General features: G+C 36.3%; 18 protein-coding genes and 1 riboswitch. Of the genes, 11 read left to right on the plus strand and 7 right to left on the minus strand.

Going from position 1 to position 24719, the window contains the following annotated elements; all coding sequences use genetic code 11:
• From VKJ25_RS08160 to VKJ25_RS08180, 5 genes are all read left to right on the plus strand, one after another.
• Window positions 1-1628, plus strand: a 1628-nt coding sequence (locus tag VKJ25_RS08160; RefSeq protein ID WP_324236127.1) for an alpha/beta fold hydrolase, incomplete at its 5' end; no start/stop codon positions are given.
• 192 nt (window positions 1629-1820) lie between these two features.
• On the plus strand, window positions 1821-2309 hold the full coding sequence (locus tag VKJ25_RS08165; protein ID WP_324236128.1) for a lipocalin-like domain-containing protein: 489 nt from the start codon (window positions 1821-1823) through the stop codon (window positions 2307-2309).
• Window positions 2310-2527: 218 nt separating this feature from the next.
• Window positions 2528-4009 carry a flavin-containing monooxygenase gene (locus tag VKJ25_RS08170; protein WP_324236129.1) on the plus strand — a complete coding sequence of 494 codons (1482 nt, stop codon included), beginning with the start codon at window positions 2528-2530 and terminating at the stop codon, window positions 4007-4009.
• A 116-nt stretch (window positions 4010-4125) separates the two neighbouring features.
• Complete coding sequence (locus VKJ25_RS08175; protein ID WP_324236130.1) at window positions 4126-5757, plus strand: DUF6200 domain-containing protein; 1632 nt, start codon at window positions 4126-4128, stop codon at window positions 5755-5757.
• A 653-nt stretch (window positions 5758-6410) separates the two neighbouring features.
• Window positions 6411-8327, plus strand: a complete 1917-nt coding sequence (locus VKJ25_RS08180; protein ID WP_324236131.1) for a flavin-containing monooxygenase — start codon at window positions 6411-6413, stop codon at window positions 8325-8327.
• A gap of 370 nt (window positions 8328-8697) precedes the next feature.
• Here the strand turns inward: VKJ25_RS08180 and VKJ25_RS08185 are convergent, their stop codons facing one another.
• Both VKJ25_RS08185 and purM read right to left on the minus strand, forming a co-directional pair.
• Complete coding sequence (locus VKJ25_RS08185; RefSeq protein WP_324236132.1) at window positions 8698-10473, minus strand: ABC1 kinase family protein; 1776 nt, start codon at window positions 10471-10473, stop codon at window positions 8698-8700.
• A gap of 508 nt (window positions 10474-10981) precedes the next feature.
• Window positions 10982-11977: a phosphoribosylformylglycinamidine cyclo-ligase gene (gene purM / locus VKJ25_RS08190; protein ID WP_324236133.1), complete on the minus strand. Its 996-nt coding sequence runs from the start codon at window positions 11975-11977 to the stop codon at window positions 10982-10984.
• A 729-nt stretch (window positions 11978-12706) separates the two neighbouring features.
• On the opposite strand from purM, the gene VKJ25_RS08195 reads away from it, so the two are divergent.
• From VKJ25_RS08195 to VKJ25_RS08205, 3 genes are all read left to right on the plus strand, one after another.
• Entirely contained in the window at window positions 12707-13717 is a 1011-nt protein-coding gene (locus VKJ25_RS08195; protein ID WP_324236134.1) for a septal ring lytic transglycosylase RlpA family protein, read from the plus strand.
• A 958-nt stretch (window positions 13718-14675) separates the two neighbouring features.
• Entirely contained in the window at window positions 14676-15134 is a 459-nt protein-coding gene (locus tag VKJ25_RS08200; protein WP_324236135.1) for a Spy/CpxP family protein refolding chaperone, read from the plus strand.
• A 665-nt stretch (window positions 15135-15799) separates the two neighbouring features.
• The gene (locus VKJ25_RS08205; RefSeq protein WP_324236136.1) at window positions 15800-16456 is read left to right on the plus strand and encodes a YqiA/YcfP family alpha/beta fold hydrolase; all 657 of its coding nucleotides are present in this window, start codon (window positions 15800-15802) and stop codon (window positions 16454-16456) included.
• 134 nt (window positions 16457-16590) lie between these two features.
• Here VKJ25_RS08205 and VKJ25_RS08210 read toward each other — a convergent pair whose 3' ends face one another.
• Entirely contained in the window at window positions 16591-16926 is a 336-nt protein-coding gene (locus VKJ25_RS08210; protein WP_324236137.1) for a DUF760 domain-containing protein, read from the minus strand.
• A 255-nt stretch (window positions 16927-17181) separates the two neighbouring features.
• Here VKJ25_RS08210 and VKJ25_RS08215 point away from each other — a divergent pair, with 255 nt between their 5' ends.
• Both VKJ25_RS08215 and thiC read left to right on the plus strand, forming a co-directional pair.
• Window positions 17182-17481 (plus strand): DUF2103 domain-containing protein, encoded by a 300-nt coding sequence (locus tag VKJ25_RS08215; RefSeq protein WP_324236138.1) that lies wholly within the window; start codon window positions 17182-17184, stop codon window positions 17479-17481.
• Between the two features lie 430 nt (window positions 17482-17911).
• Window positions 17912-18008: riboswitch (TPP riboswitch) on the plus strand.
• Between the two features lie 7 nt (window positions 18009-18015).
• Complete coding sequence (gene thiC / locus VKJ25_RS08220; RefSeq protein WP_324236139.1) at window positions 18016-19395, plus strand: phosphomethylpyrimidine synthase; 1380 nt, start codon at window positions 18016-18018, stop codon at window positions 19393-19395.
• A gap of 632 nt (window positions 19396-20027) precedes the next feature.
• Here the strand turns inward: thiC and pyrE are convergent.
• The 3 genes from pyrE to VKJ25_RS08235 all read right to left on the minus strand — a co-directional run bounded on the left by pyrE (window position 20028) and on the right by VKJ25_RS08235 (window position 21692).
• Window positions 20028-20636 (minus strand): orotate phosphoribosyltransferase, encoded by a 609-nt coding sequence (gene pyrE / locus VKJ25_RS08225; RefSeq protein ID WP_324236140.1) that lies wholly within the window; start codon window positions 20634-20636, stop codon window positions 20028-20030.
• A gap of 380 nt (window positions 20637-21016) precedes the next feature.
• The gene (locus VKJ25_RS08230) at window positions 21017-21301 is read right to left on the minus strand and encodes a YiaA/YiaB family inner membrane protein (RefSeq protein ID WP_324236141.1); all 285 of its coding nucleotides are present in this window, start codon (window positions 21299-21301) and stop codon (window positions 21017-21019) included.
• A 229-nt stretch (window positions 21302-21530) separates the two neighbouring features.
• Window positions 21531-21692: a hypothetical protein gene (locus VKJ25_RS08235; RefSeq protein ID WP_324236142.1), complete on the minus strand. Its 162-nt coding sequence runs from the start codon at window positions 21690-21692 to the stop codon at window positions 21531-21533.
• A gap of 359 nt (window positions 21693-22051) precedes the next feature.
• Here VKJ25_RS08235 and VKJ25_RS08240 point away from each other — a divergent pair, with 359 nt between their 5' ends.
• Window positions 22052-23263 (plus strand): glutathione S-transferase family protein, encoded by a 1212-nt coding sequence (locus VKJ25_RS08240; protein ID WP_324236143.1) that lies wholly within the window; start codon window positions 22052-22054, stop codon window positions 23261-23263.
• Window positions 23264-23846: 583 nt separating this feature from the next.
• Here the strand turns inward: VKJ25_RS08240 and VKJ25_RS08245 are convergent.
• Window positions 23847-24527: a hypothetical protein gene (locus VKJ25_RS08245; protein WP_324236144.1), complete on the minus strand. Its 681-nt coding sequence runs from the start codon at window positions 24525-24527 to the stop codon at window positions 23847-23849.
• Between the last annotated feature and the right edge of the window lie 192 nt (window positions 24528-24719).

Below are 24719 nucleotides of genomic sequence, written 5' to 3' on the forward strand. Positions count from 1 at the left end.
TGGAAATCCCCCTCCCGTCCCCCTTGGAAATCCCCCTCCCGTCCCCCTTGGAAAGGGGGAAGCCAGAGGATGCTTCGCTTTTTAAGGATGGGAAGCCAGAGGATGCTTCGCTTTTTAAGGATGGGAAGCCAGAGGATGCTTCGCTTTTTAAGGATGGGAAGCCAGAGGATGCTTCGCTTTTTAAGTATGAATGGCAGCAAATACTTTCTAGTTTAGCAGAATTGTACGTTCGGGGAGCTAAAATAGATTGGTCAGGATTTGACCGAGATTATCAACGACAAAAAGTCAGTTTACCTACTTATCCTTTTCAACGACAAAGGTATTGGATAGAAAGTGAGAAGTCAGAGTTATCAGAATCAACTGTTGCTCAGATAGCAGATACAGCAACAGAAACTCTAACTCAGCAACTAGCAGAAACAGGTAATCTCTCAGCAAGTGAACTGGAGTTAGTACCAAAAATACTGGAGTTACTGAAGCAACAACAATTAAAATCTGTTACAGAGTCGGAGCAAAAGTCTACAGAATCAGAAAATTTAGTTTCCCCTTCCTCAGTCATAGATATTGAGAAGTTGCAAGCTGCTCCAACACCAGACCGCAAGTTGATGATAGTAGAATATCTGCAAAAGTTGGCGATTAAGGTATTGCAACTGAATACTTCTGAAGATTTAGATATCTACGAATCTGTTTTAGAATTAGGTTTTGATTCTTTGAGTGTTGTCGAACTCCGGAGCAAAATCGAAAAACAACTAGCAGTTACTATTCCTGCTAATTTAATTTTGCAAGGTCCTAGTATCATGGAATTAGCAGAAGGATTAGTTGAGCAATTGACTGATAGCGGTTCATCCGCACAAACTTCAGGTGAAGCTAAAAAAGAAGGAAGTTGGATTGCATACCACAAACCCAAACCTAATGCAAGTATCCGTTTATTCTGTTTCCACCCTTGGGGTGCTAGTGCTTCTATGTATCAACAATGGTCTGATGCTTTGCCTCCGGAAATAGAAGTGTTACCCATTCAATTACCAGGTAGACAAAGGCGTCTTCAAGAAAAACCTTTCACAGATTTTGCTAGTCTGATAGAAGTTTTAGGAGATGTTCTTTATTCTTATTTGGATAAACCTTTTGCTTTATTTGGTCATAGTATGGGAGGATTCATTGCTCTTGAGTTTGCCTATTTTCTGAAAGAGAGATATAATTTGAAACCAACACAGTTGTTTTTGAGTGGTGTCGTTCCACCATCAGATAATACTTGGTTAGAAAAAATCGAATCTCTTTCAGAAACAGAACGACTGAATTATCTTCTAGAAATTTCTGAAATTCCAGAAAGTATTACTGAAGATTCATCACTTTTCAATGAGTTAATGAATATCTTTAAGGCAGATTTTCAACTGTTACAAAGTTACCATTATGTAGAGAAAAAGTCATTAGATTGTCCAATCTCTAGTTTGAGTGGAATAGATGACTATACAGTTAGCGATCGCCAACTTTCTCTTTGGTCTGAATATACTAGCAGCAACCTCAAAATAGATAGGATACCTGGTAAACACATGTTTATGTTTTTGCAAGATAGCCAAAAATTACTTTTAGAGCTAATCTCTCAAGAACTTTTACCACAGTTAATTACTGAATAAAGCATTAAGGGTGCAAAATTAGCACCCTTTTCTAATAGAATTAAGGAGGATTTTTCTAAAAAAGTCAGTTCCAAAGTTTATATTGACTTAAAACCTAAAAAATAGGGTATTATTGCTGATAGCTGATGGCTAATAGCTGAATGCTGACAAATATTCAGACAGATATTTACCAAAGATTTAGGAGGATAAAAAATGAGCAATAATGTAATCTCAAAAGAGAATTTAGTTGGTACTTGGAAACTTGTTGATTTTTATACTGTTAATGCCCAAGAAAAAGTTTCTTACCCTTTTGGTGAAAATCCTACAGGCTATCTTGTATATACTGAAAATGGATATATGTCTGTGTCGATTATGACAACTAATCGCCCACTTCTGGGTTTATCAGTAGAAGAAATGCAAGACCTGAAAAATGCTAAATTAGGATTAGAATTAATTGGTAATCTTGGCAAATATCTGAAGGCAAGCTTGAGATATTTTAGTGCTGGTAGAAATTATCTTTCTTATAGTGGTACATATCAAATTCGAGGTAATAGTGTTATTCACAATCTTGAAGTTAGTCTAGTTCCTGATTGGATAGGTTTAGACTTTGAACGTAATGTGAAATTTTCAGAAGGTCAGATTATACTAACTAATATGGTAAAAGATACATCTTATAACTTAACTTGGAAACTTATTCCTTAGAAAAGAAGGAGTAGAGAATAGTCAGAAAAATTGCAACTTTATAAATAAATGTTTCTCGGCACCTTGCCCGCGAAAACTTTACCTCATCCCTTCTTCTTTCCTGAAGCAAAAAGATTTAAGATTACTTCTTATTTATGACTTCTTTCCTGAAGCAAAAAGATTTAAGATTACTTCTTACTTCCTTGTTACTTCTTCCTTCTTACTTCTTCCTTAATATAATGAATAACCCAATTTTTAGTAACACAGAAAAAAACTTAGAAATTGCTATCATCGGTTCTGGAATATCTGGTCTGTGTATGGCAATTAATCTCAAAAAAGCTGGTATTACAACCTTCAAAATTTTTGAAAAAGCAGATAATGTCGGCGGTACATGGCACGACAATACATACCCTGGTTGTGGTTGTGATACAGCATCCATTTTATATTCATTTTCATTTGAACCAAAAAGTGACTGGACGCGGAATTATCCCAAACAACCAGAAATACTTCAATATTTAGAACACTGTGCTGATAAATATGATATTAGAAAACATATTACTTTTAACACAGAAATTACTGGCGCTTTTTTTGAATCAGAAAAAAATATTTGGCGTATTTGTACTGCTTCTGGAGAAGAATATTATGCCAATATTTTAGTTAGTGGTTGTGGACAATTAAATCAACCAAAAATTCCTAATATTGATGGTCTAGAAACATTTTCTGGAACTCAATTTCATTCCGCTCGTTGGAATCACGAACACGATTTAAAAGATGAAACAGTAGCAGTAATTGGTACTGGAGCAAGTGCTATTCAATTTATTCCAATTATTGCTCAACAAGTGAAAAAATTGATTGTTTTTCAACGTACTGCTGCCTGGGTTTTACCTAAACTTGATTTTAAGTTTACAAGTTTCATTCATTGGTTAGGCAAAACTTTCCCATTAACACTAAGATTATACCGATGGTTATTGTATTTAGTCCATGAATTTTTAGTTATTTATTTGACTATAAAACAAAATAATATTGTCGGAAAAATGATTAGTGCTTTACTTGATTTCCAAAGAGATAGAGTCATTAAAAACGAAAATCTTAAATCTATTCTGAAGCCAAATTATGCAATTGGTTGTAAGCGAGTTTTAATTTCTAATGATTATTATCACGCTCTACAACTTCCTAATGTAGAAGTAGTTGCTGATGGAATCAAAAGAATTAATCAGAATCAAATTATTACCAAAAATAGTGGGGAATATTCTGTAGATACTTTGATATTTGCCACAGGATTTGATACAACTCTCTTATCTGCAATTAAAATTGTTGGTTTAAACAATCAATTATTACAAGATAAATGGCAGGATGGAGCTGAAGCATATAAAGGTATTATGATTCCCGGTTTTCCTAATTTATTTATGCTTTATGGACCTAATACCAATACAGGTACTCAGTCAATTATTTTTATGATTGAATGTCAAGTTAATTACATTCTTTCTTGTATCAAAATGATGCAGAAAAATTCACAAAAATATTTAGACGTAAAGTCTGATATTAATTCTGAATATAACGAAAAAATACAGGTTGCTGCCGGTCAGACTGTATGGAATAGTGGCTGTAGTAGTTGGTACAAAACTAAAACAGGCAAAATTGTCAATAATTGGCCTTTTTCAACTGTACGTTATTGGCTAACCACTTTTCAAGCTAATCCCAAAGATTTTAATTTTTCTTAACCAACTTTTAAAATAATTATTTTGTCAAAATACTTTTGTACAGATGCCAAAATCTAATATACTAAATTGTGGTTGATTCTTTATTTTTTTACAGAAACTAACAAGGAGAAATAATCGTGGCAACAACAATAACTCAACAAAAAGTACAACCAGGAGAATATACTTGGCAACAAACGATATTATCCCATATGTGGCTTGTATATTGTGTATCCTTTCCTAAAGCTTATAGTGGTCCACAAGAATATCTAGAACAGTTAGCAACCACATCAGTGAAAACTGTTTTGGCTAGTCAAGAAGCTCAGAAATTAATTGGAAAATGGGAGCTTGTATGGGGAGTAAATGTTTATCAAAGAAAACGTTCTGTAGTTGCTGATGCAACAATGTATGTTGCTAAATATACTGAAAGTTCAGACATCAGTAAATATGTTATTTCTATTGCCGGAACAAATCCATTTTCAATCTCCACTGTCTTATTAGAAGATGCTCGTTTTGCTTCTATCCGAAAATGGAATGAAGGTAAACCCTGGAACAGCAAAATGGATGCAGAATATACTGATGAACCAGCAGTATCAGCAGGATTAAGCTTAGGATTGAAAGTTCACATGGTAGATATGCAAGATTCTGAAGGTAATGTTCTGGTTGATATTCTCAAACAAATCGTTAGCAATGAAACTAAACCTGTAGAAATAACAGTAGCAGGTCATAGTTTAGGAGGTACTATTTCACCATTGATGGGTTTAGCATTATTAGAGTGTCAATCAGAATGGGATACCAAGAATATTGCTACCATCAAAGTAGTATCTGTAGCAGGTATGAGTCCTGGGAATGAAGCTTTTGCTAAATATTATCAGTCCAAAATAGGCGATCGCACAGAACGGATTTGGTGTGATAAAGATATCGTTCCTCGTATGGCAAAAGTAGGTGGTCTCAATACTATAGCCAGTTTATATGAACCAGATATATCAAATAATATACTTATTAATAATGTCATGGAATATATGGCTAATTCTAGTGAACAGCATAAATATGCCTACATTACTAATAAACCACCATACGCAGGTAAGTTCGATCCGTCTCAGTTGGTTGAAAATGTCGATGAAAATGAATATCTCAAAAAATATGTTGTAACTGAATGCAGTACACTCATATACTTAGTTTGGCAGCGACAGTTAGAAATGATACCATTTATGCCTAATTTTCTGGAAGATAAATTTGAAGACTTAGCAGAAAAATCTTCTGTTCTCTTAGGAACTGTTATTACTGAAATGTTAGGGAAGGCTGGAAATGTAGATGCAAAACTAGAAAAGATATTTACTAAAATAGTGAACTCAGTTAGTACAATCCCTATAGTAGGTGTATTTGCCCAGTTTAATCGTAATTTATTATCTAGTGCTAGCATTTTTGGTTTAATTGATTATTATCTACAGTTTGCTTACCAACATACCTACCAATATGTAGATTATTTTGGTTTTGTGCAGTTCAACCTTCTAAGACTTAAGGTTACTGCTGAGATTGAAGCAGAATTTGACGAACAAAATATTAGGAAACAAACAAGAAATACTGTTCTGATTGAATACGGTAAAGCTAAAAGGGATGATATCAAAGATTTATTTAATGGCACAGGTAAGTTATTAAACAATATATCTGATCTTGTCACAGAACTCAAACGATCAGGAGAAGTAGATGAAAATGTACAACCTTTACTTTTCATCATTGAGAAAGACAAAGAGAAGGGACTTTTTGGTTAGATTTAGACGCAAATTTTGAAGTCCATATCTCTTTTCTGGAGATGTCTATTCGATATGGACAGTCCAAAGTTCTACAAATAACTAGGGTCTGCTGATTTATCGGGAACCGTAAAAGTCTTGATCAAGAGATGGGGAGATAGGGTGATGGGGAGATGGGGAGATGGGGAGGTAGGGAGTAATTTTTTTGCCAGTCCTGATTCAGCAAGCCCTAACTAGGGCTGGCGTATGGAAATGTAAAAGCTTTGACAGATAGAGCTTTTAGCATTTTTAGATATAGAATAAAGTACCTACTTTTCAGCTATTAATGCTGAAAAAGTTACCATTTTCGGCACATCCTTGCTTGGGCAAAAAAAATTACTTTCCTGCTCCTCTATTCCCCTACTCCCCTACTCCTTAAAAAAGACTTTTTCAGCCAGCCCTAACTATTGCTAGCGAAGGCTTTCAGTCATCTAAAAATTAGAAAACTTGTAGGTGCTGTAAGCCTTTCCTAGCAATCATTTCAGCTTTTAAAGCGAATCATTTTTTAGGAGAACTTTGTATTCTCGATCATTGGATATATTGACAAATAAAAAATAATGAATCATCATTATATAAAGAAAATTAAATAATTTTTAAGCCCGAAGTCAGAAAACTTTAACAATAAGGAAATGGTGATGACAGAAACAAAACGAGCCATAGTAATAGGAGCTGGATCCTCTGGTCTAATAGCTGCTAAAGAACTTTTAGACATCGGCCTAGATTTGACAATTTTAGAAAAAGAAGCAACTTTAGGTGGTGTATGGCACAAATATTGCTGGAAGACTTCTACTCTCACATCTTCCAAGTGGATGACTGAATATGGCTGTTACCCAGCACCGAAAGAATATGCTGACTTTATGAAGCCAGAAGAAATGATGGAATATCTCAGCTCATTTACTAAACATTATGGCTTAGAAGATAAAGTTAAGTTTGGAGTTGCAGTTAAAGCGATCGCTCGCAGCACTGATGGTAAATACGATGTAATTACTGATCAGGAAACTTACAGTGGTTATGACTATGTAGTTGTTAGCACTGGTTTGCATGGAGAACCAGTTATTCGGGAAATTCCCGGACTAGAAAAGTTTACTGGTACAGTAATGCACGGATTCAAATATAAAGGTCCGGAAGAGTTTCAGGGTAAAAAAGTAGTGTGCATGGGTCTGGGAGAAAGTGGCATTGGCATCAGCTCTGAAATTAGCAGTGTGGCAGATAAAACTATTGTAGCAGCAGGTGGTTTTAATTTTGCTCCCCGGGTTTATCCTTACAGTAATAAACCTTTCGATCAGATACAGTTCTGGCCAATAGGTAAATTCATTAAGGATTACCAAGAATTATTGAGTGCGGAAATGAGTTGGATTACCCGTCTACCAGAGCCATTACGAACTGCTTATGCAAAAATGCACCCATGGTTACGCAGCTTTCCTAAAGAATGGCTACCAACTGCTTATATTCCCTACTATTGGGCAGGTAAATATTGGCCTAAACCCAACAGCAATTTTGGAGATGCAAGTGGCAACCTGACTCGACCAGATACTCCTCCTGATGATATTATGTATCTGGTTCATAGTGGTAAAATCATACCAAAAGGCAAAGTACAGCGTTTTGATGAAACAGGTGCTTACTTCCCAGATGGAAGTCGAGAAGAAGTAGATATGGTGGTAGCTAATACAGGATTTAAACCAGGCGCTGCCTTAATTGAATTTCCTGATAACTGGCAATACCGACACCAAGAATTGTATAAAGGCTGTTTGCATCCTGATCTGCCTAACCTGGCATTCGTTGGTACTGTTCGACCAACTATTGGCTCCATTCCTGCTATGGCAGAAATGCAGTCACGCTTTATTGCTCAAGTTTTTTCTGGTGAGTTTAAGTTGCCAGAGAAAGAAGAATTGAGAAAACTGATTAAGAAAGAAGCTGATGCCCACGCATGCAAAAATCCGAAAATGACAGAACGTTGGCCTCACATCTACTTCTTTGATCAATGGATGGAAGAAATGGCAGATTTAATTGGTACTCAACCTAAAATTTGGCAGCACCTCAGTTCTTGGAAGCAACTTCAAGGTTTTCTATTCGGAGCGCCCATGCCTATTCGTTTTCGTCAATACGGAGATGGAGCTGTTCCTGATGCCAGGGAACGGTACGCTGACAGGATTAATCAACTATATGGAACTCGTCCTCAGTCCTATATAGTACCTTATCTGATTGTGAGTCTTTTCTTCCCCTACATAACATCTTTAATTGTTTCTGCAATCTGTTTTTGGGGAGCTAATTTATCGCCACTAATTAGTATTGCTTCAGGGTTACTGTTTTATACTTTATATATGACAGTAGATTTATTCCGCTTTGTGGTGGGATTTTTACCGCTCATATTACCCAGTCTAATTACTTGGGAACAAACTTTGCCTTGGCGTAATTATGATAATGATACTATGATCCCTTTCCTCTCTTTTCCTGAAGAAGACAGGATGGATTATGCTAATCCCAGAATCTTTGAAAATGATGGAGTTTCTAAAAGCGAAGTGAAAGACTATGAGTTGGCTGGTAAGAGTTAATTAGGGTTTCCCTCAAAAGTGTTTTTGCCCTTGGTAGGGAGTAGGTAGGGACGTTCCATAAGGGCGTCCCTACTAGCTCTTGGTTATGGCGATCTGGTTCATCGAGAGTGAAAAGCGCTGTAGGCTTTTGATATGAAAAAGTACCAAATTTTCGCCTTATATTATAGAGTGAAAAAGTGAGTATCTGGGTAAGACTTGGGCAGAATTAGAGATAATTTTTGCAAGTACATCCTCTAAAACTTCTGATTCCTCTTGATTCTGTAGGGACGTTGCATAAGGGCGTCCCTACTACTCCCTACTGCCTACTCCCTATTCCCTACTCCCTACCTTCACAACAAGACTTTTACGGTTCCCGATAAATCAGCAGACCCTAAATATTTAACTCTTTGCGTCCTAAAATTTCTGCACAAGTTAATAAAAGTTGGAAAGTCAATCCCACAAAAATTAATATTCCCACCCACTCCAAGTATGGTATGTATGGGAACTTGCTAACTATTTCGTCAATCATGGGAAAATTAATCGGTTGAATAATCTGAAAATAGTTTTGATAAAGGAATATATACAACGCAACAAATTCAGTAGCGACCACTAAATAAGATAACCTCCGGAAAATGACTACCATGGAGAGAGCAAACTGATTAACTGTCAACTCATAAGCATTAGTTCGCTTTCTAACTTCTGGCAAAGTTAAATAATTATACTGATTAACAACATTTGAAGCTTGGCTAACTAATTTCAGAATATTATCAGGAGTTAGAGAATTAATTAAAGCACGACGCCGTGCTTGTTTATTGTACTTATTGATAATTTCAAAAACATCTATATCTGGCCATAGATATTGCAGTGAACCATCTAATGCTAGAACAGATCTAGTAAGTTTTAAGAAATCCCAGTTAGTAGGGATTCGATAACCGAAAGCGACATCAGTTACTCCTTTAATAGCTCCACCTAAAGATTTTTGCCGAAATGGTACTCCTTTAACCTGAGATTTGACATACCACTTCTCAAACTGACGCGCCATTTCTACTCGTACTCTATCAATATTGACTTTAGGAATATCGACACCAAATCGAATAAAGTAATCGGCTGCTTTGGTAAAATTTCCTTCCCCTAAACCATTAACATAGTTTAAGTAAGTATTCCTTAATTCTCCTTCCAAAGAACCTGTACTGCCATGATCGATCAGTACAAACTTATTATTGCGCAACAATATTATATTACCTGGGTGTAAGTCAGCATGAAATAGATTGTCTTCAAATAATTGTCGGAATAGGGATAAGTATAATCTTTCCCCTAGTTTGACTCGATCAATATTATTTTCTTCCTCCCATTTCCGAGCTATAGAAGCTTGATTCGCTATGGCACTAATATAGTCTGACATCATTACACCTTTTATAAATTCCATTACCAAAATCCGACGTTTAGAATATTTTTCGTATATTTTCGGCACAAAAACTTTATGTTCTTTCAGAGACTTTCTCATCCTGATAGTGCTGCTTGCTTCATATCTGAAATCTAGTTCTTCTTGAAAGGTTTTTTCCAACTCTGCGATAAATTCACCCCAACCTAAATATGTAGCAATATTCAAGAAAATTAAGATATTAACCAGACTCTTAATTACTTCTAAATCTCGGTTGAAAGCATCTTCTAAACCAGGACGCTGAACTTTGACTACTACAGGAATTTGTTTTTTGCGTAAAATCGCAGTATGAACTTGAGCAATAGAAGCTGCTGCTAGAGGTTCCTCATCAAAAACTGCAAAAACTTTCCCCAAAGGAGTTCCCAATTCTGATTCCACAGTTGAGCGTACCACATCAAAAGGAAAACCAAGTGCTTCAGACTGCAAACTTCGTAAGGCATCACATATAGGTTCTGGCAAAATATCTGTTCGTAGTGCTAAGACTTGTCCTGCTTTTACCCAAAAACCACCAAAATCTTCAAATATTTCTCGCAACTGAGTTGCTGTTTTTTCTATGTCTGGTTTACCAGTAAAGCTGCGCCACTGTACTTTTAAAAAATAAATAATGAATCGCCGAACAACATAAGAAGTAGTAACTCGTCGTTTCTCTACTTTTTCTACAATCTTTACTTTTTTTCTTTTCTTTTTTTCAGTCAGTGGTGTAGGAATATATTTCTTGTTTACCATATTATCTTTGTTTTTAGAACATTGGAATAGTTGTAATGTAAGCACTCAGTAGTGAGCTAGTCTCCTGGGTCGTAACTGCGAAATTCAATAATAAAAACCTCAATCTTAACGAAGAAATTTAAACGAATAAAGAAAGTGAAAACTGAATTTTGTAGTCAGAAAAATTTCTGAATTATAAAACTTTTATCACTTATCGCTCACTAAAAGCTTTATTACAGCGGTTTTCCTGCACGGTGAACCACAGTAGGGACGTTGCATGCAACGTCCCTACTGGATTTTGATTATGGTAATGTGGTTCATTCATTTGAAAAGCACTGTAATTGAGAAAGGAAAAATTTTTACTATAAAAGTCAGCTCTAAAGTCTATATTCGCTTAAGTCTATCCTTAAACATAGGGTATTATGGCTGTTAACGAGGTTTCTCCGCAGGAGGGTAGCTGAGGGCTAATAGCTTAATACTGATAATAATTACCCAAACAAATTCCTGTGAATAAATATTTACTTAAAAACTAATTCACTTCACCTAAAGAATAAGCTTTTATTTGTTGAGAAGCAAAGAAATTTATTGCCATTTCTGCCTGAGTTGGTGATACTAAAACCACAAAACCAATACCCATATTAAAAGTATTAAACATTGCCTCATCATCTACATTACCAACTTCAGAAAGCCATCTAAAAATAGGAGGAATTTTCCAACTATTTCTATCAATATCAATAGACATTCCTTCTGGTAAACAACGAGGTAAATTTTCTGGTAAACCCCCCCCAGTAATATGAGCCATACCATGAATATCTAAACCATATTTTTGTGCTGCTAAAATTGGTTTAACATAAATTTTTGTGGGAGTTAATAACGCCTCTCCCAAACTTTTTGGCTCCAAAAAATCTAGGCTATCTTGTAGAGAAATATTACATTCGTCAATAATTTTTCTAACCAAACTAAAGCCATTACTATGAATGCCACTACTTTCTAATCCAATTGCCACATCACCTACTTTTACCTGAGAACCATCCAAAATTAAACTTTTTTCTACTATTCCCACACAAAAACCTGCGAGATCGTACTCCCCAGGGGAATAAAAACCAGGCATTTCAGCTGTTTCTCCTCCAATTAAAGCACACCCCGCTAAACGACATCCTTCCACAATACCAGAAATTACTTCCCTTAACTGTTGTTGATTTAATTTTCCTGTGGCCAAATAATCCAAAAAAAAGAGGGGTTCCGCTCCAGATGTCAACACATCATTGACACACATAGCAACTAAGTCAATACCAACAGTATGATGATAATTTAGACTATTTGCTAGTTTTAATTTTGTACCCACACCATCAGTACCAGAAACCAAAACAGGTTGTTGATAACCACTTGGTAGGGCAAATAATCCACTAAATCCACCTAAACCTCCTAAAACTTCAGGTCGATGAGTACTAAGAACCATATCGCGAATATTATTGACAAATTCACGACCAGCTTCAACGTCAACACCAGCTTGTTTATAATCCATTATGTTTTGGCCAGAACTTTAATTGTGTGCTAGACAAAAAAAGTATACCTAAGTGCTGAGTGCTACTTCAACCATGTCTAGTTTTTAGGAGGTGGTTGCTAGTATTAATGTCCTCCCCTTTTAAAGGGATGAAAAAATATTTAATATATAATCCGGTTATACAGTGTACGTTTATAGCTCTATAACTACTTAAATATTCAATTTTGCAGTTCAACCTTCCAGGTTGTTATATCATGTCCGGTTGAATAATTATACTTTGGTGGAAGGAAGGCAGAAATAAGGCAGCTATGCTAGAGGCAGAAGCTTTTATGCCATTTCCACCTTGATTTTATACACCCACGGCGCCCGAAACATCCGATGCTACTGGAAATGATATTACAGCCAACGAAGGCTGAACTGCAAATTACGATAACTAATTACCCGGATTCTATATAAATCAGTATTTCAAGTCTCTGACTTTAGTCTGAGGTTTACTCTCTACTGATGACTGATAACTGATAACTTAAATGACCATCAGCCTTATTTATAGAAAATCCATCAAAAAAATTTTAATATTTGCTTCCTAAACTTAAAAGTTTGTGGTAGTCTATTCCAGTTACTTAATAATACTTAAAAATCAAAGACTAAACACAAATCTAATCAAAGAGTCTGATTTATTTGAAATAGCCATTGCTGGACTATATCAAAATCAATCCAACTCCTAGATTACTCCTGAAAAAAATTAAGTTTATGAAGCACAAAATTTGGACTGGTATTACTATTTTCCTTCTCTTTTCTAATTTAGATGTAGCGTACTCTAATGCCGATACTCTAAAGGAGGAAAAAATTTATCAACAGAACCAGCTCACAAAAAGAAGTTTGGTAGAAAATGATAATTCCCAGAAAGACATGGCTAATAAACAGGCAAATGCTCTAAAAGTTAGAGAGCAAATTTTCAACACTCAACCACAGCCAAATACTATTACCAAAATTATTGCCCATGAGCTGTTTGGTCGCCAAGCTGCAACTCTCTATGTTCGCAATATTCCAGTCCTTACCTTTCTTAACTCTGAGAAAACTAACCAGAATGTCGATAATCAAAATTTATACTCCTCATTTTCCGACTCAGACCAACAAAAAGATTGTTGGGGGAGAGCATCAGTAGTTGCCTCCCGACTAAATCAACTTATTCAAGAAAATCCCAATCTAGAAATTACGGCAAAGTGGGATGCAGAGAAAGAAATTTATATAATTTTGGTCAACGATCAAAAGTTAGTCGAAATAAATGAGGATACTATTTTACCAGATACTACTAAAGATTTAACAATAGATACTTTACAAGCAACTAACCGCTTACGACGACAAGTTAATAATACTTCTCCTTTAACAGAAATATCAGGTCAATCTAAATCTAAACCACAACTGGAACCAGAAAAAGTTGCTGTAGGAACAATTACTTACGAATTTCAAGGTTGGGCATCTTGGTATGGCCCTGGATTTCATGGTCGCTATAGTGCCAGTGGTGAGCGTTTTAATCAATATGCCATGACTGCTGCTCACAAGACTCTACCTTTTGGGACAAAAGTACGAGTAACTAATCTAAATAATGGTAATTCAGTTATTGTGAGGATTAATGACCGTGGTCCATTTATTCGACATAGAGTTATTGATTTGTCATCTGCAGCAGCTCGTGCTTTAGGTATGATTCATACTGGAGTTGCACCTGTGAAAATAGAGGTTATTGAATCTCGTGAATCTTAGATAAAGTTTGAGGTGATGGGGTGATGGGGTGATGGGGTGATGGGGTGATTGTGAACATTCTATCCTACATTCCTAAATTGATTGTAACAAATCAAAAAGTCAATAAAAAACCACGAAGCTCCTACCTGTTGGTTGTTCCCCGTTCCCTGTTTCCTCAAACAAACCTTCTTCTCGGACTTCCTAAAGTTGCCTCCCATTCCGTCAATTATTAACAGGACTTACGCAAAGAAACCGGGTTTCTACGAGAAATCTTTGTTTTGAACAGTAAGAATCTACGCTAGTACCGGGTTTCTGGGTTCGTCTGCGTAAGTCCTGATTGAAGTCCACATTCTGCACTTTAAGCATAATACAAGATACTCTTTTACCAGAAAAAGAGGTATAAAACTTCCCCTGGTTCCGGGATGAAAAGATAAAAGTTCATTAGTTAAAGTAAAGCTTTTAGGTTTCTTACGGAATGATGGGCAAACACCCATAGGTACTGATAACTGATAACTGAAATAACCAAGTCTATTTTAGCTTCTATTATTAATTAGGACTAAAGCCATGAGGTAGAAAAAACAGGGGTTTGAGATTGCTTCCCGACCGTCGTATCGGACGAAAATACCTTGCTGTTGTGTAAGTCCTGATTAATATTAAATATTAATAGTCTTAGATAAGCTTTTTAAATTACCAAAAAAAGAGGTATAAAGCTTCCCCTTGTTCGGGGATAAAAAAATTTTAACTCAGTATTTCAAGCCTCCGAATTTAGTCGGAGGTTAACTCTTTATTGATAACTAATAACTGAAATGACCGAACTGCAAAAAAAATCCTTAAGTGAACTATATTTTTCTATACTTGCCACTCAAAAAATTTGCCAATATTCACCTTAAAGCGTTATAACTGAGAAGAGGCGCTTTAGCGTTGTTAATGAATTATTATTAGTTCATTCTGCAGGAAAATTATCAAGAGGAAAAATACTATGTCTAGGGTTTTGATTTCTAGCTTATTAGGATTATTAGTTATGCCTTTAACTGTTAGTTCTGTTTTAGCAAATCCTAATTCTGATAATATCTATCAGAAAAATAATCCAACTATCCAAGTACAGCGCCCACCAAGAAATCAAAACAGGATTTTTGAACAACTAAATCTTACCGAGGAGCAAAAAGAAAAAATCACTAAAATTCGCGATAATAATCAACAAAAAATCAGAGAAAGTTTGCAAGACTTGCGCAATGCTCAAGAAGAATTAAATGTAATGATTACTGGGACTGAAAGTGAGAATAAACTACGGAAAAAACATGATCAAATTTTAGAATTGAGAGAAGAATTAGCAAAATTACAATTCAATACAATTCTCAAAATTAGGGAAGTGTTAACTCCTGAACAATTACAAGAGTGGTCGAATTTAATAAAGCAACGTCGGGAATCTCCTAATTAATACTCCATAGAAAAATTTACTTCAATAATTGACGAATTAGGGTTTACTGAAAAAAGCAAAGTTGGGAGGTAAGCATTCAGTATTCAGCATTCAGCTATCAGCTATTTTTTATTTCATATTAAAGTTTTATTGATTAAATCAGAATTAATTTTGACTAAAAAAGCAGACTGAAAATATATTAATTTAAACTTCATTTTTAAGGTTTGAAGAACATTGCGTTCAAGTTGAAAGCTAATAGCTGTTTGCGCAGCATGACCCAGGAAATGCTTAGGTTTGGAAAGGTTAGAAAGACAGAGAAAGCAGGAGAAATAATTGTTTCTTGATCTAGTAATTCTAGAATGATTTCTGGAAAAAAACTGTAGGGGTTTGGTTGACAAATTGCTTATTTTTGGTTTGGATACTAAACCCAAACTGCAAAATGTTAGAAGCTATTTAGAATTGCTATATTTCTGTGCTTATCTGTCTAAAATAATCTCCGGTTTAATAGTTACACTTTAGAGAAATACCAAATAAAATACCCCCTATTCTACTCCTAATTTCTTGGTGACTAAAACTCAAAAATTTACATTATTTTTTGCTGGAAAGAAAAAAACTAAAACTTCGATATGTAAAGGATTTTAGATTTAATCAGCAAAGCCTATTTATGTTTAATTTAACTTGAAAGAATGTTAAATAATTACACTTATTTCTATTTACATGGATTTGCTTCTAGTCCTAGATCTAACAAAGCCATGTATTTACGCGATCGCTTCGCTGAAATTGATATTAATCTGAAAATTTTTGACTTAAATCAAAATGACTTTTTCAACCTAACTCTGACTAGACAAATACATCAAGTTGAGTTAGAAATCGAAGATAAATATACACCAATAATATTAATTGGTTCTAGCTTTGGTGGTTTAACATCTAGTATTTTAGCAGAAAGAAACTCAAACATAAAAGCAATAATTTTACTCGCACCAGCCTTTAATTTTTTATCCTATTTACAACAAAATTTGGGAGAAACAGCATTCAAAAAATGGCAGCAAAGAGGAAATTACTGGATATATCATTATGGAGAAAGACATTATTCATTATTGAGCTACAATTTTATAATAGATCTGATGAGATATCAGGAAAAAAAATTACAGCGTGCTTTGTCAACTTTAATTTTTCATGGTTTAAATGATGATATGATTCCTGTTCAGGCAAGTCGAGATTTTGCAGCTCAACGTGATTGGGTAAAGTTAATAGAATTTGATAGTGACCATGCCTTAAGAAATGTTCTGCCTAAAATTTGGGAAGAAATTAATCAATTTATTGAGGCAGAGAATAAGGAGTAGGAAGTAGTTAAGAATCAAGAAGAATGGAAGTTATCAAGGAAGTGGTTGTTCATAATAAATAGGATATATTGATTTTTCTGCCTTGTGTTACCCCAAAATATTAATAGAAATAATTATTATCCCAAGGCATATATTTATTTGTCTGTTCCTTCATGCAAAGAATGAAGAGATTTATCCAGTTCCATTCTTTGTTTAGCCTGATTTAAAAAGTAACCACTCATCATTGCAGAAGCAAGAAGTTGACCAAGGTTTTCTTTGCTAGTTGTTATTGCTATAGAAAAATGTTCTGGTGGTAAATTTCCTAACATTCCTCTTAAATTTTGTTCCATAATTTGAGCTACTTCTGGATCTGGTTTAGAAAGTTGAGCAACAGTTTCTGGATTCATAGATTGAACATATTGCCATAGTAAATTACTTTTATTTGATTGGTCAGCAAAATTTTCCGCAGGATTACCAGAAAGATTATTCATAATATTTACCTTCCATAACTAGGTGTGATGCAACATTAGTTACATATTAACAAAATATTTTTTAGCTATTGTAGTCCGTGCAACCGAACTTTCAGAGGCGGACTTTGCTACAAAATTTTCAAACAACTAGAAGCGCTGTATGTTCAAACAAATATCAAGGATTACTTCTGACTTCTAACTTATGACTTTTGACTTTAGGGTAGCGCTATAGTATCTTTCTTCAAGTAGACTGGATATGTAGAGATGAAAAAAAATATGAAACAATCATCCAAAGCTCAAGGTCGCCTAGTTTGGAATCATTCTACCCATATCGAAGGCTTAATTCCAATTTTAGAGAAACTAATCCAACATCAAGGTATTGAAACTGTGACTCCAGGAGTGATCAGTAGGTCTAAAAGTCATATTCCCCAAATGAAGCTCAAAGTATCAGTACCTATTCGAGGTGGTTTTAAACTTATTGCTAGACAAGGGAAGACAGTACAAGAAGTCTTTATATTAACCAGTTTAATTCAAGAAGATTTAGAAGAGGCGATCGCTCAAATCTTAACTAAATAGGGTTTGCGCTCAAAAGTTTCTTGGTGAAGGTAGGGAGTAGGGAGTCAGGAGTAGTGAAGAGTCAAGAGGGATGTAGTATCGGTATAATTTAAGACTGTAGGGGTTTGGTCTCCCAACCCTCCACTAACTAAGTTTTCGCTCTTTTCTGATGGTAGAACCTTATTTTCCCAAGCCAGGGGATTTGATATTAGGGAGTAGTGAAGAGTCAAGAGGAATGTAGTATCGGTATAATTTAAGACCGTAGGGGTTTGGTCTCCCAACCCTCTACCAACTAAGTTTTCGCTCTTTTCTGATGGTAGAACCTTATTTTCCCAAGCCAGGGGATTTGATATTAGAAGAATTTGAACAAAGTAGCTTTTTATAATCGGATTTGGTATGAGATGATGATTTAAAGTTTAAATTTTTATATGACGAAAAGTGTTATAGTGAAAAATTAAGCTAGGGGTGCCTAAAATAATCAGGCTGAGAAATACCCTTAGAACCTGAGACTGGTTAATACCAGCGGAGGGAAGCTGTTTATTTAAGGAAAAAAATATGCGGACAGAATGGATCGCCAAGCGTAGTGGACATACAAATGTTTCTCAAATGCACTATGCTCGTCAGGGAATCATCACTGAAGAAATGGACTTTGTTGCCCAACGAGAAAATCTCCCTGGTGAGTTAATCCGCGCAGAAGTAGCTAGGGGAAGAATGATTATCCCTGCTAATATTAACCACACTAACTTAGAACCAATGTGTATTGGCATTGCTTCTCGGTGTAAAGTTAATGCTAATATTGGTGCTTCTCCTAATACTTCTGACATTAATAAGGAAGTTGATAAACTGAAACTTTCTATTAAATACGGTGCAGATACCGTTATGGACTTATCTACAGGTGGTGGTAACTTGGATGAAATTAGAACTGCCATTATCAACGCCTCCCCAGTTCCCATTGGTACAGTACCAGTATATCAAGCAGTAGAAAGTGTTCATGGCAGAATAGAAAATTTGACTGCCGATGACTTTCTTCATGTTATCGAAAAGCACGCTCAACAAGGAGTAGATTATCAAACTATTCACGCCGGAATTTTAATTGAGCATCTACCTCTCGTCAGAAATCGCATCACTGGAATAGTTTCCCGTGGCGGTGGAATTATTGCCAAGTGGATGTTACACCACCATAAACAGAATCCATTATATACTCATTTTGACGAGATTATTGAAATATTCAAAAAATATGATGTTTCTTTCAGTTTAGGAGATTCTTTACGACCCGGTTGTACCCACGATGCTACTGACGAAGCACAGTTAGCAGAATTAAAAACATTGGGGCAATTAACTCGTCGTGCTTGGGAACATGATGTCCAAGTTATGGTCGAAGGTCCTGGCCATGTACCAATGGACCAAATTGAATTTAATGTCAAGAAACAAATGGAAGAGTGTTCAGAAGCTCCCTTCTATGTTTTAGGTCCATTAGTTACAGATATTGCTCCTGGTTATGACCATATTACATCTGCGATTGGTGCTGCTATGGCAGGTTGGTATGGTACAGCCATGTTATGTTATGTTACTCCGAAAGAACATTTAGGTTTGCCTGATGCCGAGGATGTAAGAAATGGGTTAATTGCTTATAAAATTGCTGCCCATGCTGCGGATATTGCTCGTCGTCGTCCGGGAGCAAGAGATAGAGATGATGAACTTTCTACTGCTCGTTATAATTTTGATTGGAACCGTCAATTTGAATTATCTTTAGATCCAGAGCGAGCAAAGGAATATCACGACGAAACTTTACCTGCGGATATTTATAAAACTGCTGAATTTTGTTCTATGTGCGGACCGAAGTTCTGTCCGATGCAGACTAAAGTTGATGCTGATGCTTTAACAGAATTAGAGAAATTTTTAGCGAAAGAAAAGGAAGTTGTAACTCAAAGTTAATAGGTAAGCAGTTAGGTATCAGCTTTCAGCTTTCAGTTAATACAGCCAAGGATCTAAAATCCTTGGCTAATAGCTGAAGTCATCTCAAGATGACTAAATTATAGCAATGTGCGCACTGAATATTGACAAATTGCAAGAGGTGTCCAATAGCTAAAAGTCTGATATGATCAGCAATTAATTCTCCCTATTGCCAGATTAGCTGTTGTCTGTTGCGCGACAGCGCAGCGCTATATCTATAATGTCTTTGTTAATACAGCCAAGGATTTTAGATCCTTGGCTAATAGCTGAAGTCATTTCAAGATGACTAAATTATCTATAATGTCTTTGTTAATACAGCGCTTTTTGTTGCCTATGAGGTAAACTTGCGCGGGCAAGATTTCCGCACTACAATATTTTCACCATTTCCCGAAAAATTAATGTATGAAGCCTCTTCAATCATAGAGAAAAAAAGAATATTTTCTTATATTCAATTCTCTCGGTTCTAACCAGAAGACATCTCCAAAAATAAAAAATCAAATCAATTCTTATCCATAAATTATCAATTCTTTCTTCGTGTTCCCAGTTAAGTGTTAAGCGTTCTCTCTTTTCTGGAGATATCTAGAGGTAATTATCCATTATCCATTATCCATTAATCAAACCTTTTTCAAATTTTCTTGTAATTCTGAGATAGTAAATATTGACTCAAACTGAATACCTTCTTTCTCATAAAATTCTTTACCACCTTGCTCCCGATCTACAAGAGAAAAAATTTGATTAACCTGATAACCTGCGTCTCGTAGTCGATTAACTGCCATCATTGCTGATGCTCCAGTAGTTACGACATCTTCTAAAACAACTATTTTTGCATTAGCTTCTAGCACAGGCCCTTCAATGTAGGACATCGTACCATGTCCTTTAGCTTGTTTACGAATAATTAAAGCTGGTATAGGTCGATTTTCATAAGCAGATACCACACTCACAGCAGTTAAAATTGGGTCTGCTCCTAATGTTAAACCTGCTACTCCTTCAGTATCTTCAGGCAGTATAGACAATAATAATCTGCCTATGATCAGAGCGCCCAGGGGATGAAGAGTAACGTATTTACCATTTATATAATACCCACTACTTTGTCCAGAAGATAATACAAAATTTCCCTCACGATAAGCTAAGTTACATAGCATATTGAGTAATTTTTGTCTAATAGTAGTTAGATCAGTAGTAGCTAAAGATGAAGAATCGAGAAATGTAATTTGGTCTGTCATATCAAGAAACTGGAGAGTGCTAAAGTTATGAGTGAAAAAAACATTCCCTGCTCAAAGTTGAGGAATGGTAGATACTGGTTAAAGCCTCTAAATTTTGACCAGCTAATATCTAATTATGCACATAATAGGTCAAATAGAGCAAATTCTGACTTAATTACTTCCAGTGTTTAGTCGCCATGCAAGTTATGAAAAGTATTATATTAAATTTGCTTACTTTGGAGAATAAGGTTTGACCATCAGAAAAGAGGAAAAGTTGCTAGTTTGTAGAGGGTTTGGAGACCAAACCCCTACAGTCTTTAATTCTATCAATCCCACCGAATTTGATATTACTGTGTAACTTTTATTTTCCTGACTCTTCACTACTCCCTACTCCCTACTCCCTACTGATCTAAAGGATGATGATCTGCGAGTAATTTTTCAACTTTTGCTTCATCAAGTCTAGCAGTTATTCTTTGAGATTCGTGATTGTCTCTAATGGTTTTTGCCAGAGTAAAAGCGGAACCTATTGAGAATGTTAAACCCATTCCCATAAAACTTTTAACCCAATTATCTACAGGTAGGTAAATGATGCCGATCGCTGTACCAGAAGTAGCGAGAATAAAAGAAGCCCAAACTTGAAATATCCATCCTGCGGTATCCTTTTGTCGAACATATTTATTTGTCATAAAATTACTACCTCAAATCAATATTTTTAGCTGATTTATTTTGATTCTAGGTATATAAATTTATAGAAATGATAGTGTTGTGACAGTTTCTATAGATGCACACATCACTATGCGCAATTCAGAATTTAATTAAAACAGGACTTACACGGGAGGAACCGGGTTTCTAGGGTAAATCATTGTTTTTGAGAAACATCTATAAGAAACCGGATTTCTGGGTTCTCCTGCGAAGTCATGTCAAATCTGCTTCCCTTTTGCTTGACAATAGAAAACTTGTCGTTCCCAAAATTTTATCTAAATCAGTAATAGTAATTCTCAACTTGCTTTTTGTAAATTCATCGGATACTAATTTTCCAAATTGCCATAATTCTCCATCCCTTACTATCTCATACACAGGAAGTTCCTTGGCTTTATTTTAGGACTAAAGCCATGAGGCAGGAAAAACAGGGGTTTGAGATTGCTTCCCGACCGTCGTATCGAAGGAAAATACCTTGCTGTTGCGTAAGCCCTGTTAATTTTTGGGCGAAACTATTATCCCATGGTTTCCTATAATTCTCAAGCTGCTCACCGTCAGACTCCGAGTCGGAAAAATGAACTTTTCAGGACTTACACAGGGGAACTCAGAAACCGGGTACAAGGGTATATTCTTACTGTTAAAAACAAGGATTTCTCGTATAAACTGGGTTTCTTTGCGACTCCGAGTTGGGGAAATGAAGTTGTGATAAAATTGAAGATTATTTTCTGGAGTCACTTATGAAAACAACCAAATCTTTGCCTTTGAGTTGGGAAGCACTACAAGAAATCGTCACATTTGAGCGAGATAGGGTGAACGGACCAACCAATTCCCAAGCCAGACTGCGTCTGTTTGGAAAAGCCGAATCAGATGTGCGAGTTACTCTTTATCGCGATCATCATGCTTGGTGTCCTTATTGCCAAAAAGTTTGGCTGTGGTTAGAAGAAAAGCAGATTCCCTATCGTATCGAGAAAGTCACTATGTTCTGTTATGGAACCAAAGAAAAGTGGTATAAGCAAAAGGTGCCATCTGGAATGCTGCCAGCATTAGAACTTGATGGTCAATTAATTACAGAAAGTGATAATATCTTATTAGCATTAGAAGACGCATTTGGTCTATTAAATCAGGTAGGAATGAGCGATCGCCGAGCGTTGCCTCTGCGCCAGCTAGAACGCCTACTCTTTCGTGGTTGGTGTAGTTGGTTGTGTTACCCAGTACGATCACTAAGAGACGAACAACGCAGTCGATATCAATTTACCACCATCGTAGCTCAAGTTGAAGTTGCTTTAGCCAATACTCCAGGACCTTATTTTCTGGAAGAATTTGGTATAGTTGATGTGGTTTTTACTCCTTATGTCGAGCGGATGAATGCCAGCCTCTACTATTACAAAGGCTATTCATTGCGGGAAGAAAATCCCAAGCTTTCTGATTGGTTTGATGCTATGGAAACCCGATCCACCTATAGAGGAACGCAAAGTGATTTTCATACCCACGCCCACGATTTACCACCGCAAATGGGGGGATGTTATTCTAACCAAGAATCTCAAACTGATATCAATCAAAAGCGAGTTGATTACGGTCCTTGGCTCGGATTACCAGATGTGATGTATCCAGAGCCAGAAACATCTCGAACAGAAGCTCTGCAAAGGGTTATCAAGCATCGTCATAATATCATTCGCGTTAATCCAGCCGACGATTGCCTTTTTGATGAAGCCTTGCGTTGCGCTCTAACTTACATGATAACAGGAGAGCTATGTCTGCCACCATCTGGTTCCGATCCAGCTCTGCGTTACCTGCGCGATCGCATTAGTGTACCGAGAGATATGTCCATCTATGCCGCCAAACGACTGAGAGAAGCATTAGAAACCACGGCATCTCTATCTGGCGATCGCCAAGGAAGACCCATTCCAGTGCGCGACCGACGCGACCAAAATCCGGCTAATTTTAACTAACTTTAACACAGAACTTACGCACAGGTACTACTTCCATTAAGCTCTAAGATTACCGAAAGATTGTAGCGGATTGTTTCACCTAGAATAGTGCAAAGCTTAGGTGCGGGTTTAAGCCAGAATTTTCATGGTTATTGCAAGATTTAGATAAACCCGCCCCCTAGGACAGTTGGCTATATCATTAGGAGCAGGTTTAGCTAACCATCAATAGGGGCGGGTTTTTCAGGGGCGTTGGGAAATTGCCGAAATTTGACTAAACCCCCCCTGGGGATTTCAGATAAAATGTGGCTAGATTGGTTCCGCTTTTAATTATTACCAAATCTCGCCAAACTTCCTATCCTGCCCCTGGGGATTTCAGATAAAATGTGGCTAGATTGGTTCCGCAAAAGGCTTGGCTGCGTTACGCAGGAGCAGAGATTATCTATTTATTGATATATTACCCTCCTGCTAACGCACCCTACTGGACCGTTTCATCTAAAATGGTGCATTAGGAAGTAGGGGAGTAGGGGAGTAGGGGAGAAACATTTTTGTAACCTACAGCTATTGCACCATTTATTGAAGGTGAAACAATACACTACAAAAACGACTATGTAAACTCAGGCGCTACTTGCATAACAGAGAGTTGGGCTTTCTTCCTATAAAAGGGTGGTAAATTCATGATCGTTGAACGTAACTCGTGGAGAGTTCCTTTAGTCGGAGGACAATAATATTGAAAATTAGCGGGAAATATTTGAGTAACTGTTTCTGCTATGGTTGAACCATAAGCTCCCCATGTCATTATTGTTCTCGTGCTATTAGGATTAGGTGCATGGAGAAATACGAAGGTTCCGTTTCTGGGATGATCTAAATACTCATTTGCCTGTTCTCGTGTTGCTAAATCATTCATCAATTTAAAGCAGATTTTTGCATAATTTTGGGTGATATTCATAAATGCCGTATGAACAGGGCTCTTATCAAAAGTATCTGGCAAGCAAAGAACGAGATTACCAAATGGGTCTAGAAATGCAACAGAGTTTTTAGCATTTGGTTCGGATTCCTTGACTTCTTTTAAAACCTGAAAGAGTTCCTGGTTTGGAAGACGTGGCTCGGGTATTTTTATTTTGAATGCATTTGGATAAATCTCTCGGTATTTCACCTTGAGCGGGGAATCTTCGGGCAACTTAGCTGGATTGGATAGAGCTTTTCCATTAGAAATCTGAGCCTCGCGAACCCTTTCTAGGTTGGCATGAAAGGCATTGCCACAGCCCATCAATATTTGTAGGCTCACAATCGTGTCTTTTAAGACGACATTAGGGCCACCGTTATAGTCTCTTACATATTCTTATTAGTAGTAAAAGTGTCAATTTTTTTTTGACCAGCTTTTTTTGTGCCTCTGCTGTCTCTTTCAATTTACAAATTACTTATTCTTGTTCGGAATTAATTCCTGCGTTGACAGCAGTTGCTATAATCGCACTGGCTA

It is taken from the genome of Okeania sp. (assembly GCF_035285525.1).
Taxonomy (GTDB): Bacteria; Cyanobacteriota; Cyanobacteriia; order Cyanobacteriales; family Microcoleaceae; genus Trichodesmium.